Source organism: Trueperaceae bacterium, assembly GCA_019454765.1.
Lineage (GTDB): Bacteria > Deinococcota > Deinococci > Deinococcales > Trueperaceae > JAAYYF01.
Genome location: JACFNR010000001.1, coordinates 146,281 through 162,831, shown reverse-complemented (window position 1 = coordinate 162,831; position 16,551 = coordinate 146,281). Strand labels below are relative to the sequence as shown.

Below are 16,551 nucleotides of genomic sequence, written 5' to 3'. Positions count from 1 at the left end.
GCAACGTAAGTGATAGAGTGCGCCCGTGAACCAGCCGGACGCTACCGACCAACGAATCTACCAGACCGCGCGGCGTGGTGGCCGTCTCGCGACGAAGGTCGCGCTCATCGGGGCCGGCACGGTGGGTGGGCGTGCCGCCGCCATGCTGGCCGAACGGCCAGGGCTCGAGGTCCTGGGCGTGCTGGTGCGCGATGAGGACAAGCCGCGCGAGTTCCCCGGCTGGCGCCGGCTCGTCACCACCGACCCGGCCGTCCTCGACGACGCCGACATCGTCGTCGAGGTGGCGGGCGGCACCGGCGTCGCCGCCGACCTGTCGCTGGCGCACCTCGCCGCGGGCAAGCGGCTCGTCACGGCCAACAAGGCGGCGCTGGCGGAACGGTGGGGGGAGTACCTGCCCCACCTCGAGGCGGGGCGCGTCCACTTCGAGGCGGCGGTGATGGCGGGCACGCCCGCTGTCGGCGTGCTCTCCGGCGCCCTGCGCGGCTCGGACCCCGTCAGCCTGCACGCTGTCCTGAACGGCACCTGCAACGTGATCCTCAGCATGATGGACGACGGCGTCGCGTACGCCGAGGCGTTGGCCGAGGCGCAACGGCTGGGTTACGCGGAGGCGGAGCCGAGCCTCGACGTGGAGGGCGTCGACGCGGCCCACAAGCTGACCCTGCTCGCCCGCCTGGCGTTCGAACCGAACATCGCGTGGCAGGCGGTGCGGACCGCCGCCCGGGGCATCACGGACCTGACGCCGGAGGCGTTGGCGGCCGAGGCGCGCCGAGGAAGGCGCGTCCGGCTCGTGGGCAGCGTGGTGGCGCGCGGGCAAGCCTGGGAGGCGAGGGTGCGCCCGGTGTCGCTAGCGCTCGGGCACCCCCTCCTCACGACGGGCGGGACCAACGCGCTGCTCTTCACGGGCGCTCAGGTCGGCGAGGTCTACGTGCGCGGCGCGGGCGCCGGCGCCGGTTCGACGGCCAGCGGCGTCGTCGCCGACGTGCTCGCCGCCGCCGCCGGCGACTCGGGACCCCGCCCGTTGGCGCGGCCCGCGGCGCCAACGGGCGCGGCCGCCGACGCGGCCGGCGTCGAGGAGCTGTGATGCGCTACCGCAGCACACGGCGGGGCGCCGGCGAGGTCGGTTTCGAGGAGGCCATCCTCGAGGGCATCGCCCCCGACGGCGGGCTCTACTGGCCGACCGCCGTTCCGCCGCTGCCGGACGGCTGGGCGGCGGCCGGGAGCCCGGCCGCGCTGGCGCGGCTCGTGCTGCCGGTCTACATGGGGGAGGAGGCGGCGGAGGCGGTTGCGCAGGGCCTCGACTTCCCGTGGCCGGTGGTCGAGTTGCCGGGCGACGTCTACCTGCTGGAGCTGTTCCACGGCCCGACGGCGGCGTTCAAGGACGTGGGGGCGCGCTCGCTGGCGCGCTCCATGGGGGCGGCGCTCGAGCGGCGGGGCGCCGCAGTGACCGTCCTCGTGGCCACCTCGGGCGACACTGGCAGCGCCGTGGCGGACGCCTTCTCGGGCGTTCCCAACGTGAGGGTGGCGGTCTTGTACCCTTCTGGCGGCGTCAGCCCCGTGCAGGAGGCGCAGCTCACCGCCGAGCGCCCGGGGGTGAGGGCGTTCGCCGTGAAGGGCACCTTCGACGACTGCCAGCGCCTCGTCAAGGCGGCGTTCGCCGACCCGGCGCTGGAGGGTTTGAGGCTGACGTCGGCCAACTCCATCAACGTCGGCCGCCTGCTGCCGCAGGCGCTCTACTACCTGTGGGGGACGGCGCGCGTGTGGGAGGCGCGGGGCGCGGAGGAGGCGCTGCGCGTGGTCGTGCCGAGCGGCAACCTCGGCAACCTCACCGCCGGGATGCTGGCGGCCGAGGCGGGCCTGGCCGTGGCCGGCTTCCTCGCCGCCCACAACCGCAACGACTACTTCCCCCGCTACCTGGCGGGCGCCGCCGACGCCTTCGCCTTCGCCGCCGGCGTGGCCACGCCGTCCAACGCCATGGACGTGGGTGCGCCGTCGAACTTCGAGCGCCTGCACGCGTGGTTGGGCGAGGACATGCGCCGCCGGGTGACGGGCCTGGCCATCGACGACGACGCGACCTTCGCGACCATGCGAGCCACGTCCCTCGCCGGCGGCCGCCTCGTGTGCCCGCACACCGCCGTCGGCCTGGCGGCGCTCGAACGGCTCAGGGCGGCAACCGAGGGCGAGGCCGCGGTGCCCGCGTTGGTCCTCGCCACCGCGCACCCCGCCAAGTTCCCCGAGGCCGTGCTGCGGGCGACGGGAATGGCACCGGACGTGCCCGCCCAGTTGCGGCGCTTCGCGGCGGCGCCGAAGCGCGTCGAGTCCCTGCAACCCGAGTCGGCGGCGCTCAGGGCGGCCCTCCTCGACTGGCCCGACTAGCGGCGCGGGCCGAGGCGCCTCAGCCCCGCAACGCGTACGGGCCGCGGTGGTCGTCGCCGAGGTGGACGACCTTCATCTCGCGCATCAGCTTGACCAGGTGCGCGAGGACGGTCTGCTCCGCCAGCGCCAGCACGGCGTCCGGGTGGCCCGGGTAGACGCGGCGGGTGATCTCGGCGGCGGTGGCGCTGCCCACCGCGAGCGCGGCGAGCACTTGCGCCTCGCGCTCGCGGCGGTGGGCCGCCAGTTCCTGTAGCCGTCGCACAGGGTTCTCGATGAGCGCGCCGTGGCCCGGGGCCAGCAGGGGAGCGCCGATCGCGGCTACGCGCTCGAGGGTGGCGAGGTAGGCGCTGACGTCGCCCTCGGGCAGCCCGACCCAGACCGAGCCGGTCGCCACCGCCAGGTCGCCGACCAGTGCCGCCTCGACCTCGCCGGCGGGGCCCGCCACGACGAAGGTGAGGTGACCGGGGCTATGACCGGGGGTGTGCAGCGCGGTCATGGTCGCGTCGCCAACGGTGAGCACGCGGCCGTCGGCCAGGTAGGTCACGTTCCGGTCGGGCAGGTTCCCCGCCTCGGCGGCGTGGACGAGGAGCGGCGGGGCCGTGCCGTTCCGGTCCGCCTCGTAGGCCGCCAGTGGCGGCACCCCGTCCACGTGGTCTGGGTGCGTGTGCGTCAGCGCGATGCCCTTGAGGAGCCGCGCGCCGGCCGCGGTCAGGGCGGCGCGGAGCATGGCCTGCGCCTCGGGTCGGTTCGACCCCGGGTCCACCACCACGGCCACGCCGCCGCCGGCCACCACGTATGCGTTGACGTGGTCGTAGGGCGGCAACGTGTCGCAGGGCAGCCGGACTGACCAGAGGTGCGCGGACACGCGGACGATGTCCGCCGGGGCGCCCGTGCTCACTACTCGCCCTTCAGCGACGCCAGGTAGGCGAGGGCCGCCGCCAGCGCCGTGTCGGAGGTGGCGGCGACGTCGGGTTCGACGCCGCGCCCCTCCCAGGTCGGCCCGCCGATCGGGGCGAGGACGCCCGTGGCGATCCACGCCTGCGAGCCGTCGCGCAGGCAGAAGGGCAGGAGGGCCTCCACGTTGCCGGCGCTGCGCTCGCCCACCACCACCGCCCTGCCGCGCTGCTGCAGGCCGCCCGCCAGTCCCTCGGCGGCGCTGTTGACGCCCCCGTCGATGAGGACCACGAGCGGCAGGTCGGTGTGCGTCAGCCCGATGGCCGGGTACGGGAGCGGCAACGTCCAGCTGGTGATGGTGCGCCAGATGAAGCCGCTGGTGAACACGCCGGCCACCTGCATCATCGTCACGAGGCGGCCGCCCGGGTTGCCGCGCAGGTCGAGGACGAGCGCTCCGACGCCCGCGCTCTCGAGCGCGGTCACCGCGGTGCGGACGGCCGCCGCGGCGCCGTCCGAGGCCAGGTCCGGCAGGCGCACGTAGCCGACGCCCGCCGCCGCGACCCCGTAGCGGACGTTGGCCAGCCGCGCCTCGTCGGTGAGCGGCACGACGGCGCCCTGGGCGCGAGCGAGCAGCGGGAGGGCGGCGGCCGCGGTGGCCCTGCCGCCGCTCGCCGCGCCGAGGAGCATCACGCACGGCAGGTCGCCGTACTCGGCGCGCACCTCGGCGACGCGGTCAGGGGGAACGAAGACGGAGTGGTCGTCGCCGAGAAGGGAGTACATCTCCTCGAGCAGCGCGTAGAGCGCCGCGTCGTCCGGCGCCTCCACCGCCCGCGGCCTGTAGTCGGCGCGCACCTGGTCCCAGTCGACGCCCGTGCGTTCCAGGTGCCAGTAGCGCGTGGCGACCAGGTCCCAAGCCGCGTCGAAGCGCCCCGCGTTGGAACCCGCCTGCGCCGCCGCGGCGCCCGCCCCTGCCAGGAGGACGAGGGCGAGGAGGATAGGGGCGAGGGGTCGTGGCCGCCGGCGGCGTTCAGGCTGGCGCATCTGACAGCACGGCCGCGTGGCGCCGCAGCGTGGCCTCGTCCAGCACCAGGCTCTGGGCCCCCACCCTGGTGGTGTTCAGCGCGCCGGCCACGTTGCCGTAGCGGGCGGCCTCGTGGATGTCGTGGCCGGCCATGACGGCGTGCGCGAACGCGGCCGTGAAGTAGTCGCCGGCGCCGGTGGAGTCGACGACCACGTCGATCTCGTGCGCCTCCACCAGCTCGTTCGATTCGGCCGTTATCACGATGGAGCCCATGGCCCCGACCTTGACCACCAGCTGCTCAACGCCCACGCCGCGCAGGTCGTGGACGGCGTCCGAGATGGACGAGCGCCCGGTCAACAGGTAGAGCTCGTGCTCGTTCATCAACCAGTAGTCGACGTCGCGCAGGGTGTCGACGAGCCGGCGCTGCATGGCCTTCACGGCGCCGGTGCCCAGGTCCACGAACGTGGTCAGCTTGTGCTTGTGGGCGTACGCCAGGGCCTGTAGGGCGTACTCCTTCTGCGGGCCGCCGATGAGGCTGTAGGCGCTCATGACGAGCGCGTCGCATTCGGCCACCGCGGCCTCTTCGAGCTCGGCCGAATCGAGTTGGCGGCTGGCGCCGGCGGCGCTGATCATGGTGCGTTGGGCGTCGGGCGTGATGATCAGCATGATCGAGCTGGTCTGCAGGTCGGGGTCCTTCTGGATCAGCGAGGTGTCGACACCCGCGTCGACGATGTTGCGTAGGGCGAGCGCCGAGAACGGGCCGGTCCCGACGCGGGTGGCGATGCGCGTGGGGTTGCCGAGGCGCGCCAGGACGGTGGCGACGGTGCCGCCGGAGCCGCCGGGTTCCATGACCGCGCGCACGGCCGGGACCTCGCCGCCGTGCTCGGGGAAGTCGTTCACGAAGTACATCTGGTCGACGGTGGCGTCGCCGACCACGAAGAAATGCGCCATTCGCTCTCTGCTCCTACCGGCGCAACCTGACCTGGTGGGTCGGGGCCGGGAGATGTTGTCGCTTGGAGCAGTATACTCGCCGTTTCATGAGGCAGGTGGGACGCCGGCTGCCAGGCCCAGGCGTGCGGCCAGGCGGCCGAACTCGGGTAGGCCGAGCTGCTCCGCTCGCACCCGGGGATCGAGGCCGACCGCCGCGACGGCCGCCTCGGCGGCGGCGCGCTCGGTGCCCGCGTACTGCAGGTTCTTGACGAGCGTCTTGCGGCGGTGGGCGAAGGCGGAGTGGATGAGCGCGAACAGCGCGGGGTCCGGCCGCGCCGCCGGGTCCGTGTCGATGCGGATCACGGTCGAGGTCACCTTCGGCGCCGGCAGGAACGCCCCCGGTGGCACGTGCCTAACAACCTTCGCGGTCCCGAAATGAGCCACGAGGAGCGACAGCGCGCCGAACGCGGGGGTGCCGGGGGCGGCGCACAGCCGCTCGCCTACCTCGCGCTGCACCAGGAAGACGAGGCGCGCGAAGCGCCCCGACTCCAGCAGGCGGGCGACGATGGGCGTCGCCACGTTGTACGGCAGGTTGGCCACGAGCTTGGCGCCCTCGCCCACGGCGGCCAGGTCGAAGCGTAGCGCGTCACCGCGGACGAGGGTGAGACCGCCGGCGTCCGCCCGACCCAGCTCGGCCGAGAACTCGGTCTCGAGCACCGGCACGAGCCTGGCGTCCAGCTCCACGCTCGTCACGGCCGCGCCGGCGTCGAGCAGCGCGCGCGTCAGGACGCCGAGACCGGGACCGACCTCGAGCACCCGCTCGCCCGGCACGAGCTCGGCGGCGCCCACGATGGCGGCCAGCACCGCGCGGTCCACCAGGAAGTTCTGTCCGAACCCCTTGTCGGCCCGGAGCCCGTGGCGTGCCAGCAGCGCGAGCGCGTGCGCGCGTACGCCCTGCCCGGTGCTACCCGAGGAAGGCTGCGTCTCGTCGGCGGTCACACGCCGTGGTGGGCCATGGCCTCGCGTAGGAGCGCGTCGGCCTCGTCCAGGCCGACTCCCAGCACGACGGCGAGCTCGCTGCCCAGCATGGTGAGGGCGTTGTCGAGCACCTCGCGCTCTGTGGCGGCCAGGCCCTTCTCGGCGTCGCGCTTGGCGAGGACGCCGGAGAGCCGCGCCAGGTCGTACGCGCTCCCGCCGGAGAGGATGTCCTGCTCGGCGCGGAAGCGCGGCGGCCATTGGGCCGGCAGGGCCAGGTCGGCGGCGCGGATCGACTCGAGCAGGCGCGGCACCTCGTCCACCCCGACGGTGTGCCGGAGCCCCACCTCCTGACCTCGCTTGACGGGGACGAGCACCTCCATGTCACCCCTGGCGAAAACGACCTTCAGGTACTCGTGTTCCTGCCCGAGCACCACGCGGGAGGTCCGTTCCGCCACGACCCCAGCCCCCTGGGAAGGGTAAACCACGTGGTCGCCCACCTTGAACTTCATGCCGGGCCAGCCTAACACACGACCTGGTCGGTTCATCGGCGCGCTGTGCGCCTCGCGGCCCGCCGGGCGCGCAGCGCGCGTGCGGTCAGGCCAGGCCCACCAAGGGGGCCCAGGCCGCGTAGGTGATGAACGACCAAGTGGCGACGCCGGCGAAGATGGTCGTGGCGGCGGCCAGGAAGACCGTGCTCTGCAGCTCGCGATCCCCCCGGCGGGCGGCGAGGCCACCGGCGGCGAATCCCACTCCCAACGCCAGCGCCACCCCACCGACGGCCGCGGCCGGGGCGTCGCCCCCGTAGACCCCCGTCGCGGCGAGAGCGATGGCGGCCGCCAGCAGGGGGAGGGCGCCAAGCGCCAGGCCCGCCGCCGGCCCACCCGCCGCGCGCCCGCCCGCGGGACGCCCACCCGCCGGGCGCGCGCCCGGCCCGAAGCCGACCGGGCGTCGGCGCCCCACGGCGATCACCGTCAGGGGGACGGCGACCAGTAGGAAGGGCACGGCCGCCAGCACGGCGAGCACCCCGACCAGGAGCGAGGTGAGCGCCTGTCCGACGGCCTGCTCGGCCACGAACCAGGGGTTCCAACCCATCAGGGCGGCGAGCCGGTCCGTCCACCCCGGGCGCATGGGCGCGGTGTCGTTCGAGGCCCAGAGCTCCACTCCACCCCCTTGCGCCCGGCCGTACCAGGCGAGGAGGTTGGCGGGTCCGAGGGACGACGCGGCGGTCGCGCTGGCGAAGGCGGCGCCCTCCACGGTGACGGGTGACCACAGGACGTTGCGGGGCGTCCCGGCCGGGTCGCTCGCGTCGAGCAGGGCGAAGCTGGTGCCGGTGGTCCAGTAGAAGCGGGGCCAGGCGGCAGCGAGGGGCCGGCCGTCGGCCCCGACGGTCCTCACGCCCACCAGCGTAGGCGCGGCGCCGCGGACCGCCGCGACCTCGCCGAGCACCAGGCCACCGTCCTCGCTCGTCCACAGGACGCGCGCGTCGCCCGTGGGCGACGCCGCGACCACGGCGCGCTGCCGCTCGTCGGCGACCTCGGCGTCCCCGAGCGCCGTGGCCGCCGCCGGGCCGACGTCTCCCGCCTGCAGCAACGCCACGTAGGGGTGCCACTCGGCCTGCACCCCGAACTCGGTCCGCTCCGTCCTCCCCTGCAACCAGGCGGCCCACGCGCCGCCGTCCGCGGTGCCGGCGAAGGTAAGGCCGCGCACCGAGAGCGGGGTGCGGTGGAAGACCCGCGACTCGCCGCCGTCCACCGGGATCAGGGTGAGTTCGGCCCGACCGTCGCGGCGCAGCGCCGCCGCCAGGTAGCCGACCCCGCCCAGCTCCATCACCGTGAACTCGACGGCGAGCGGGTCGGTGAAGAGTTCCGTGACGGCGCCGTGACGCCAGAGCAGGTGGTGGTGGAGTCCGGTGTTGCGGTCGCGCTGCGCCCAGGCGACGACCAGTTCGCCCCCCACGCTCCCCGCGCTGACGGCGCGCACGTTGTCGGCCGCGGCGAGCCGCTCGGGAGCAGCTCCCCCCGTCACCGCCCAGACGGCGTCCTGCCCCGCCCACGCGACGGTGGGCCCGGCCGTGGGCCACGCCGCCGCCACCGCGGCAACGGCGCGCTCGGCGGTCTTGACCCGGTGCGGTCGCGCCCAGTCACCGGCAGCCGCGTACGGTTGCGCCGTCGCGACCCCCCAGCACGCCACGAGGCAGGCGAGCAGGCGCCGCGCGCGGCGGCCGCGCTCAGCTCGCCGCACCGTCACCCCTGCCGCGCTGCGCTCGCCTCATGCCCGCGCCTTCCCGCTGCCGGCGGCCGGGCGGGCCCGGGCGCCGCCCGGCCTTACAGCGGCGTGCTTGGGCGCCTGGCCGGGCAGGGTGGGCATGGCGACCTCACGTCCCTGCAGCCGCGCCTCCAGCTCGCGGATGCGGTCGCGCACGGCGGCCGCCCGCTCGAAGTCGAGCCCCTCGGACGCCTCCCACATCTCGTTCTCGAGTAGCGCCAGCTCCTGGCGGGCGTCGTCGTAGACGAGCTCGCGCTCCCACGGGTCGAGCGGGGTCGGCGCGACGTCGCCGGCCCCATCGTCCTCACCGCGGATGACGTCGTGCACGCGCTTGCGCACCGACTCGGGAGTGATGCCGTGGCGTTCGTTGTAGGCGAGCTGCTTGGTCCTGCGCCGGTTCGTCTCGTCGATGGCGAGCTGCATGGCGTCGCTCGTCTCGTCGGCGTACAGGAACACCTCGCCGTTGACGTTGCGCGCCGCCCGCCCGATGGTCTGGATGAGCGACCGGCCGCTCCGGAGGAAGCCCGTCTTGTCGGCGTCGAGGATCGCCACCAGACTCACCTCCGGCAGGTCGAGTCCCTCTCGCAAGAGGTTGATGCCGACCAGCACGTCGAAGTGCCCGAGCCTGAGGTCGCGGATGATGACCTGGCGCTCCACCGCGTCGATGTCGGAGTGCATGTAACGCACGCGCAACCCCTGCGTGGCGAGGTACTCGGTGAGGTCCTCCGCCATGCGCTTCGTGAGCGTCGTGACGAGCACGCGCTCGCCCCGCTCCGCGCGCTGCCTGGCGGCGAACAGGAGGTCGTCGATCTGACCCTTGCTGGGCTTGACGGTCACGCCCGGGTCCACCAGGCCGGTGGGACGGATGACCTGCTCCACCACCTGGTCGGACATGCCCGTCTCTCGCTCCGTCGGGGTGGCGCTGACGAACACGACCTGCCCGACCTTGGCGAGGAACTCCTCCTCCGTGAGGGGCCGGTTGTCGAGGGCGGCGGGCAGCCTGAAGCCGTAATCGACCAGGGTCTGCTTGCGGGCCCGGTCCCCGTTGAACATGCCGCGCACCTGTGGCAGCATCACGTGCGACTCGTCGAGGAAGGTGATGAAGTCGTCCGGGAAGTAGTCGAGCAGCGTGCCGGGGGTGCTGCCGGGCGGGCGCCGCTCCAGGTAGCGCGAGTAGTTCTCGATGCCCGAGCAGTAGCCGAGCGTGCGCAACATCTCGAGGTCGTACTGCGTGCGCTCCTTCAGGCGTTGCTTCTCCAGGAGCTTGCCCGTAGCCTCGAAGTAGGCGAGGCGCCCCGCCAAGTCGTGCTCGATCTCGACGATGGCGGGCGCCAGCTTCTCGTACGGGGTCACGTAGTGCTTGGCGGGGAAGACCATGGCGCTGTCCAGCTCCGACAGCTCGTCGCCCGTCACGGGGTCGATCATCGTGAGCCGGTCGACCTCGTCGCCCCACAACTCGATCCTTAGCGGCCGCTCCTCGTAGGCGGCCCACACCTCGACCACGTCGCCGCGCGCGCGGAACCTGCCCGCCGCCAGCTCCACGTCGTTGCGTTCGTACTGCTGCCGAACGAGGGTGGCGAGGATCTCGTCGCGGGGCAGCTGCCTGCCCACCGAGAGCATGAGGTGCAGCTTCTCGTACTCCTCGGGCGAGCCCAGGCCGTAGATCGCGGAGACGGAGGCGACCACGATGACGTCGCGCCGCGTGAGGAGCGAGCGGGTGGTCGAGTGCCGCAGCCGCTCCAGCTCCATGTTGATGTTGGCGTCCTTCTCGATGAAGAGGTCGCGGGCCGGGACGTACGCCTCGGGCTGGTAGTAGTCGTAGTAGGAGATGAAGAACTCGACGGCCGCGTCGGGGAAGTAGTCGCGGAACTCGGCCGCCAGCTGCGCCGTGAGCACCTTGTTGGGCGCCAGGATCAGCGCGGGCCGCTGCGCCGCCTCGATCACCTTGGCCATGGTGTAGGTCTTGCCGGTGCCGGTGGCGCCCAGGAGCGTCTGGAACCGCAGGCCGTCGCCGAGCCCCCCGACGAGCCCGGCGATGGCCTCGGGCTGGTCGCCCTTCGGCGTGTACGGCGCTTTCACTGTGAGCGGCATGACCCGTCATTCTACGCGGCGGCGGCGGTGCGCCGACCCGCCGGGGCTACCGCGCCGCCACGGGCGCCCCGCCGGCGAACTGCAGCTGGTAGAGGTCGGCGTACACCCCCTCGGCGGCCAGCAGCTCGTCGTGTGCTCCGCTCTCCACGATCCGCCCGCCCGCCAGCACGAGGATGCGATCGGCGCGCCTCACCGTGGCGAGGCGATGGGCGATGACGAAGGTGGTCCGCCCCCGCATCAGGACCTCGAGCGCCGCCTGGACGAGCGCCTCCGACTCGCTGTCGAGCGAACTGGTCGCCTCGTCGAGGATGAGGATCCTCGGGTCTTTGAGCAACGCTCGGGCGATGGCGAGCCGTTGCCGCTGCCCGCCCGAGAGGAGCGCGCCGCGCTCGCCGACCTGCGTGGCGTAGCCGTGGGGCAACGCCTCCACGAACCCGTCGGCGTTGGCCGCGACGCACGCCTCCTTTACCTCCTCGTCGCCCGCGCTCGGGCGACCGTAACGAACGTTCTCGAGCACAGAGCCGGAGAAGAGCTGCGTCTCCTGCGGCACCAGCCCGATGAGGGCGCGCAGGTCCGCGGTAGCGAGCCGCCGCACGTCGACCCCGTCGAGCGTGACCCGGCCGGCGTCGACGTCGTAGAAGCGGGAGACGAGGCTCACGAGCGTGCTCTTGCCGGCGCCACTAGGACCGACCAGCGCCACGACCTCGCCCGGCCTGGCCACCAGGTCCACGCCGTGAAGCACGGCGGCGCCACCCCGGCCGTAGCCGAACGAGACGCCCTCGAACCGCACCTCGCCCCGCACGCTCGGGAGCGTCACCGGGTGAGCCGGCTCGGGCAGGTCGGTCGTCTCATCGAGCAGCTCGAAGATGCGGCGCGACGCCCCGATGGCCTGCTGCAGTTGGGCCCATAGGTCCGTGAAGGTACCGATGCTGCCCGCCACGAACACCGTGATGAGGAGGAAGGCCACCAGGTCGCCGCTCTTCAGCGCCCCGGCGACCGCCAGCTGCCCGCCGTACCAGAGGACGAGCGCGAGGCCGAGCGACATCCCGAGGATGACCGCAGGCACGAAGTAGGCGCGGAGCGTCACCCGCTTCAGGGCGCTGCCGTACGAGCGATCGATGGCCTGCGCGTAGCGACGCTCCTCGAGGCGCTCCGCCGTGAACGACTTGACGACCCGGATCGACGTCATGGCCTCTTCGGCGGCGGCGTTGGCGGCCGCCAGGTCGTCCTGGAAACGCGTGCTATAGCGCCTGAGGCCGCGGCTGAACACGGCGGCCGCCACGACCAACGCCGGGATGACGGCGAGCATCAGGAGGGTGAGGCGCCACTCGAGGAAGAGCAGCACGGCCAGGCCTCCGACGAGCGTGACCCCCTGGTTCACGAACTGCGCCAGTTGCAGCGAGACGGCGCCCTGCAGGGTGGCGATGTCGGCCGTCAGGCGCGAGGTGATCTCGCCCGTGCGCCGGTCCTCGAAGAAGCGCACCGACAGGCCGAGCAGGTGAGCGAAGACGCGCTTGCGCACGTCGGCCACCACCGCCTCCCCCACGCGCCCCAGCAGGTACATGCGCAGGTAGTTGAAGACCGCCTGCACGAGCATCAGGCCGAGAAGCAGGAGCGCCACGCGGTCGAGTTCGCCCCGCGCCAGGTCGCTGGCCGCCCCGGGCGCGAAGGCGGAGTTCAGGAGGTCCCTGATCAACAGTGGGAAGACCAGCCCGAGGCCGCCCGCCAGCGCCACGGCGACGATGCCGCCGGCCAGCGCGCCGCGGTGCGGGCGCAGGAAGGTGGCGGCGCGCCGCAACTGCGACCAGTCGGCCCTCGTCACCTTGCGACGCCCGTCCTGCGAGGCGGCGCGACCGCCGCGAGAGAGCATGCCCAAGGGTACACTGGACACCGAAGTGCCCGCAGTGTGACGCGGCCGGCGCCCGGCCCCCGCCCGGCCCCCAGAGGAGTGAGCCTCATGCCGAACGAGCCGTCAGCCGGGGCGGTGCTGTGGACGCCGTCTCCCGAGCGCGTCGCCGCCTCCGCCATGGACGCCTTCAGGCGCGCGGCCGAGCGCGCGGCGGGGGAGGCGCTCCCCGACTACTTCGCCCTGCACGCCTGGAGCGTGGCGCACCCCGGGCCCTTCTGGGGCCTCCTGGCCGACGAGCTGGGCCTGCCGTTCGCGACCAGAGGCGCGGCCGTGAGGTCGGCCGACCCGATGCCGCGCACGCGCTGGTTCGAGGGCAGCACCCTCAACTACGCGCAGGCGCTCCTGGAGCCTCGCGGGGTGACGCCGGCGGGCACCGCCATCGTCGCCGTGACCGAGGCGGGCAGCGAGCGCCGGGTCGGCTGGGAGGAGCTGCGGCGCGCCGTGGCCGCCACGCGTGCCGCGCTCGCCGACGCCGGGGTGGGGGAGGGCGACGCCGTGGCGGCGTTCGCCGCCAACCTGCCCGAGACCGTCGTCGCCCTGTTGGCGGCCGCCTCCCTCGGTGCCGCGTTCACCTCCTGCTCGCCCGACTTCGGCGCGGACGCGGCTGCCGCGCGCTTCGGTCAGGTGGCGCCGAAGGTCCTCTTCGCGAGCGGCGCCTACCGCTACGGCGGGAAGCTCTTCGACACGAGCGCCACCGTGACCGCGCTGGCCGGCAGGCTGCCCACCGCGGCGCGCCTCGTGGAGCTCGTCTACCCGGGGGAGGGGCCGCGGCTCACCGGCGCGCAGGCCTGGGACGACTGGGTGGCGCCCTTCGCGGGCGCTCCGCTCGGCTTCGCCCAGGTGCCGTTCGATCACCCCCTGTACGTGTTGTATAGCTCGGGGACGACGGGCGCGCCGAAGGCCATGGTCCACCGCGCGGGCGGCGCCCTCCTGACTCACAGGAAGGAGCACGCGCTCCACTCGGACGTCAGGCCCGGCGACGTCGTGTACTACTACACGACCACGGGCTGGATGATGTGGAACTGGCTCGTCTCCGCCCTCGCCTCCGGCGCCACCATCGTGCTCTACGACGGTTCGCCCGCCCACCCCGATCCGTTGGCGACCTGGCGCCTGGCCGCGCGGCTGGGCGTGACGTTCTTCGGCACCAGTGCCCGCTTCCTGCAGGAGCTACACCGGCAGGGAGTCGAGCCCGGCGCGGCTTGCCGGTTGGGAACGCTGCGCACCGTCGCCTCCACCGGGTCGCCGCTACCGCCGAGCGGCTTCGAGTACGTTTACCGCCACGTGAAGGCCGACGTGCACCTCGCGTCGATATCGGGTGGCACCGACATCGTCAGCTGCTTCATGCTCGGCGTCCCGATCCTGCCGGTGCGCGCCGGCGAGATCCAGGGGCCGGGCCTCGGGGTGGACCTGCGGGTGCTTGACGAGGCGGGCGCCGAAGTGGTGGGCCGGCCCGGTGAGCTCGTGTGCGCTGCGCCGCTGCCGTCGATGCCGCTGCGTTTCCTCGACGACCCCGACTTCCAGCGCTACGAGGCGGCCTACTTCGGGGTCTACCCCGGCCTGTGGCGCCACGGCGACCTGGTGGAGCGCACCGCAGGCGGTGGGTTGGTGGTGTTCGGCCGCTCGGACGCGACCCTCAACCCGGGCGGGGTGCGCATCGGCACCGCCGAGATCTACCGCCCCCTCGAGGCGGTGCCCGAGGTGGCGGAGGCCGTTGCCGTGGCGCGGCGGGTGCCCGGCGACCAGGAGGTGTGGCTGCTCGTCACCCTGCGGCCCGGCGCGCGCCTGGACGCCGAGCTCGTGGCGCGGGTGAAGGGCGCGATCAGGGCGGCCACGTCGCCCCGCCACGTCCCCAAGGTGGTGGTCGACGTGCCGGCGCTGCCCCGCACCCGCTCGGGCAAGACGATGGAGCTCGCCGTCGCCCGCCTGGTCAACGGCGAGACGGTGCCCGGCCGGGAGGCGGTGGCGAACCCCGAGGCGCTCGACGCCATCGCCGAGCGCCTCGAGCGCTTGGCCGCCGGCGGCTGAGCGCGCTCAGCCCTTGACGGCGCCCGCGGTCAGCCCGGCCACGATGCGTTGCTGGAAGATCAGGACCAGGAGCACGAGCGGGATGGTGACGATGACGGCCGCGGCCATGATCTCGCCGAACGGTTCCTGGCGGGCGATCTCGCCCGTGAACAGCGCGATGGCGACCGGCACGGTGCGCGCGGGCGGGTCGATCACCGTGAAGGTGAGGGCGAAGAGGTACTCGTTCCACGCCTGGATGAACGCCAGCAGGCCCGTGGTTACGAGGGCGGGGGCGGTGAGCGGCAGCAGAACGTGGCGGAACGCCTGGAGGAGCGTGGCGCCGTCCACCTGCGCGGCCTGGAGGAGCGAATCCGGTAGACCCTTGAAGAACGACGTCAGCACCCACACCGTGAACGGCAGGGTGAAGAGCATGTAGGAGAGGATCATGCTGGGTACGGCCGGCATGCCGAGCAACCGGATCACCGCGTACAGGCCGGCCAACACGGCGATCTGCGGGAACATCGTCATGGCGAGGATGACGTAGAGGGAGGCGCCGCGGCCCTGGAAGCGCATCTTGCCGAGGGCGTAGCCGGCGACGGCGCCGACGAGGAGCGACAGCAGCGTGACGCTCGACGCCACGAGCGTCGACACGCCCAGCGCGCGGACGAAGCGGTCGTTGCCGAGCACCGAACGGAAGTTGGCGAGCACGGGGTTCTCGGGCCAGAGGGTGGCGGGCGTCCTGATCAGCTCCGTCTGCGTCTTGAGAGCCGAGACGAGCGCCCAGTAGAACGGGAACAGGAGGTAGACGAGCAGCACGGCGATCAGCAGCCAGAAGAGCACGCGGCCCGTGACGCGCAGCGCCACCCGCCGCCGCCGCGTCCTCGCCACCCTTCGCCCGGTCACGTGTCGACCTTCATGGAGCGCACGTAGAGGAGCGCGAACACGAAGATGATCACGAAGATCGTGACGGAGGCGGCGGACGACAGCCCCATGTCGCGCCGGCTGATGAGCATGTCCTGCGCGAAGCTCGCCATCGAGTAGCGCTGGTTGCCGAGCACGACCTGGAAGATGTCGAAGACCCGCAGTGAGTCGAGCGTCCTGAAGATGAGCGCGACGGCCAGGGTCGGGGTGAGGAGGGGCAGGGTGATCCGGAAGAAGCGCCTAAGCGGACCCGCCCCGTCGACCTTGGCCGCCTCGGCGTACTCGGCGGGGATGGTGGCGAGCCCGGCCAGGAGAAGTAGCGCCATGAACGGCGTCGTCTTCCAGACGTCCATCATGATCATGCTGGGAAGCTGCAGCGTGGGGTTGCCGAAGAAGTCGGTGCGGCCCTCGCTGAGGCCCAGGTACGACCCGAGGGCGTTGAAGAGCCCCGCTCGCGTCGGCTGCAACATCCACTCCCAGATGCGGGCCGATACCACCGTTATCACGGCCCAAGGCACGAGCATCGCCGCTCGCATGGCGCCGCGACCGCGGAACTCGCTGCTCAACGTGAGCGCGATGATCATGCCGAGGATGGTCTCGAGCGCCACGGCGACGACGGTGAACACGACCGTGTCCCACACGGCGCGCACGAAGTCGGCGCTCACGGCGCCGAGGACGTAACGGTGGCCCAGCAGCCCGAACTGGAAGACCTGACGGTAGCGCCGCGGCGAGCGGGGCAGGACCGACACCGCCGACTCGTACCTGACCTTGCCGTCGACCAGCACGGGCGCGCCCGACTCGTCCAGCTTCGGGGGGAGGCGCCTGATGGTCATGGCGAAGAGCGTGCGGTAGTTGTCGAGACCCACGAAGCTGGTGGGCTGCGAACTCGCGAACTTGGCGTCGGTCAGGCTCGAGTAGACGACTTGACCGAACGGGTAGGCGGCGATGACCGCCAGGACGAGGAAGGTGGGGAGCAGCAGCAGGTAGGCGGTGCGCCGCTCCAGGCGCATCAGGCGCGAGACGCCGTTCTTCTTGGGGCGCCCGCGACCGCCGCCGCCCTCCCCGTCGAGGGGGAGGGCGGCGGGCGGCGTCGGCGCCTCATGGGCGTCCTGCATCTGTCCTCCAGCGGTGGCGCCGGGAGCTCCGGCGCCCGGCGCACCGCGGC

12 protein-coding genes are annotated in these 16,551 nt (G+C 73.2%); 3 read left to right on the top strand and 9 right to left on the bottom strand.

Annotated elements, in window-relative coordinates; genetic code table 11:
• Positions 1 to 55: 55 nt before the first annotated feature.
• A complete protein-coding gene (locus H3C53_00700; GenBank protein ID MBW7915195.1) occupies positions 56 to 1,081 on the top strand; it encodes a homoserine dehydrogenase in 1,026 nt (341 codons plus the stop codon).
• Entirely contained in the window at positions 1,078 to 2,373 is a 1,296-nt protein-coding gene (gene thrC / locus H3C53_00695; GenBank protein ID MBW7915194.1) for a threonine synthase, read from the top strand. The genes H3C53_00700 and thrC overlap by 4 nt, the downstream gene beginning before the upstream one ends.
• A 19-nt stretch (positions 2,374 to 2,392) precedes the next feature.
• Here thrC and H3C53_00690 read toward each other — a convergent pair whose 3' ends face one another.
• From H3C53_00690 to H3C53_00660, 7 genes are all read right to left on the bottom strand, one after another.
• A complete protein-coding gene (locus H3C53_00690; protein ID MBW7915193.1) occupies positions 2,393 to 3,271 on the bottom strand; it encodes an MBL fold metallo-hydrolase in 879 nt (292 codons plus the stop codon).
• Positions 3,271 to 4,308: a peptidase S41 gene (locus H3C53_00685; protein ID MBW7915192.1), complete on the bottom strand. Its 1,038-nt coding sequence runs from the start codon at positions 4,306 to 4,308 to the stop codon at positions 3,271 to 3,273. Before H3C53_00685 ends, H3C53_00690 begins: the two co-directional genes overlap by 1 nt.
• Positions 4,295 to 5,239 (bottom strand): carbohydrate kinase family protein, encoded by a 945-nt coding sequence (locus H3C53_00680; protein MBW7915191.1) that lies wholly within the window; start codon positions 5,237 to 5,239, stop codon positions 4,295 to 4,297. The genes H3C53_00685 and H3C53_00680 overlap by 14 nt, the downstream gene beginning before the upstream one ends.
• Before the next feature lie 84 nt (positions 5,240 to 5,323).
• Complete coding sequence (gene rsmA / locus H3C53_00675; protein MBW7915190.1) at positions 5,324 to 6,454, bottom strand: 16S rRNA (adenine(1518)-N(6)/adenine(1519)-N(6))-dimethyltransferase RsmA; 1,131 nt, start codon at positions 6,452 to 6,454, stop codon at positions 5,324 to 5,326.
• A 336-nt stretch (positions 6,455 to 6,790) separates the two neighbouring features.
• On the bottom strand, positions 6,791 to 8,437 hold the full coding sequence (locus H3C53_00670) for a hypothetical protein (protein MBW7915189.1): 1,647 nt from the start codon (positions 8,435 to 8,437) through the stop codon (positions 6,791 to 6,793).
• A 27-nt stretch (positions 8,438 to 8,464) separates the two neighbouring features.
• Positions 8,465 to 10,552, bottom strand: a complete 2,088-nt coding sequence (uvrB, locus tag H3C53_00665) for an excinuclease ABC subunit UvrB (protein ID MBW7915188.1) — start codon at positions 10,550 to 10,552, stop codon at positions 8,465 to 8,467.
• Between the two features lie 46 nt (positions 10,553 to 10,598).
• Positions 10,599 to 12,422 carry an ATP-binding cassette domain-containing protein gene (locus H3C53_00660; protein MBW7915187.1) on the bottom strand — a complete coding sequence of 608 codons (1,824 nt, stop codon included), beginning with the start codon at positions 12,420 to 12,422 and terminating at the stop codon, positions 10,599 to 10,601.
• Between the two features lie 87 nt (positions 12,423 to 12,509).
• Here H3C53_00660 and H3C53_00655 point away from each other — a divergent pair, with 87 nt between their 5' ends.
• Positions 12,510 to 14,486: an acetoacetate--CoA ligase gene (locus H3C53_00655; protein ID MBW7915186.1), complete on the top strand. Its 1,977-nt coding sequence runs from the start codon at positions 12,510 to 12,512 to the stop codon at positions 14,484 to 14,486.
• A gap of 6 nt (positions 14,487 to 14,492) precedes the next feature.
• On the opposite strand, the gene H3C53_00650 is transcribed toward H3C53_00655, so the two are convergent.
• Positions 14,493 to 15,329 carry a carbohydrate ABC transporter permease gene (locus H3C53_00650; GenBank protein MBW7915185.1) on the bottom strand — a complete coding sequence of 279 codons (837 nt, stop codon included), beginning with the start codon at positions 15,327 to 15,329 and terminating at the stop codon, positions 14,493 to 14,495.
• Positions 15,330 to 15,364: 35 nt separating this feature from the next.
• Positions 15,365 to 16,501: a sugar ABC transporter permease gene (locus tag H3C53_00645; GenBank protein ID MBW7915184.1), complete on the bottom strand. Its 1,137-nt coding sequence runs from the start codon at positions 16,499 to 16,501 to the stop codon at positions 15,365 to 15,367.
• Between the last annotated feature and the right edge of the window lie 50 nt (positions 16,502 to 16,551).

What these genes read in the sequence shown, in the direction of transcription:
- uvrB (MBW7915188.1), bottom strand. Translation starts at nt 10,552, where the DNA reads ATGCCGCTCACAGTGAAAGCGCCGTACACGCCGAAGGGCGACCAGCCC.
- H3C53_00680 (MBW7915191.1), bottom strand. Translation starts at nt 5,239, where the DNA reads ATGGCGCATTTCTTCGTGGTCGGCGACGCCACCGTCGACCAGATGTAC.
- H3C53_00645 (MBW7915184.1), bottom strand. Translation starts at nt 16,501, where the DNA reads ATGCAGGACGCCCATGAGGCGCCGACGCCGCCCGCCGCCCTCCCCCTC.
- rsmA (MBW7915190.1), bottom strand. Translation starts at nt 6,454, where the DNA reads ATGGCCGCCGCGCTTCCGCGCCGAGCAGGACATCCTCTCCGGCGGGAG.
- H3C53_00660 (MBW7915187.1), bottom strand. Translation starts at nt 12,422, where the DNA reads ATGCTCTCTCGCGGCGGTCGCGCCGCCTCGCAGGACGGGCGTCGCAAG.
- H3C53_00685 (MBW7915192.1), bottom strand. Translation starts at nt 4,308, where the DNA reads ATGCGCCAGCCTGAACGCCGCCGGCGGCCACGACCCCTCGCCCCTATC.
- H3C53_00655 (MBW7915186.1), top strand. Translation starts at nt 12,510, where the DNA reads ATGCCGAACGAGCCGTCAGCCGGGGCGGTGCTGTGGACGCCGTCTCCC.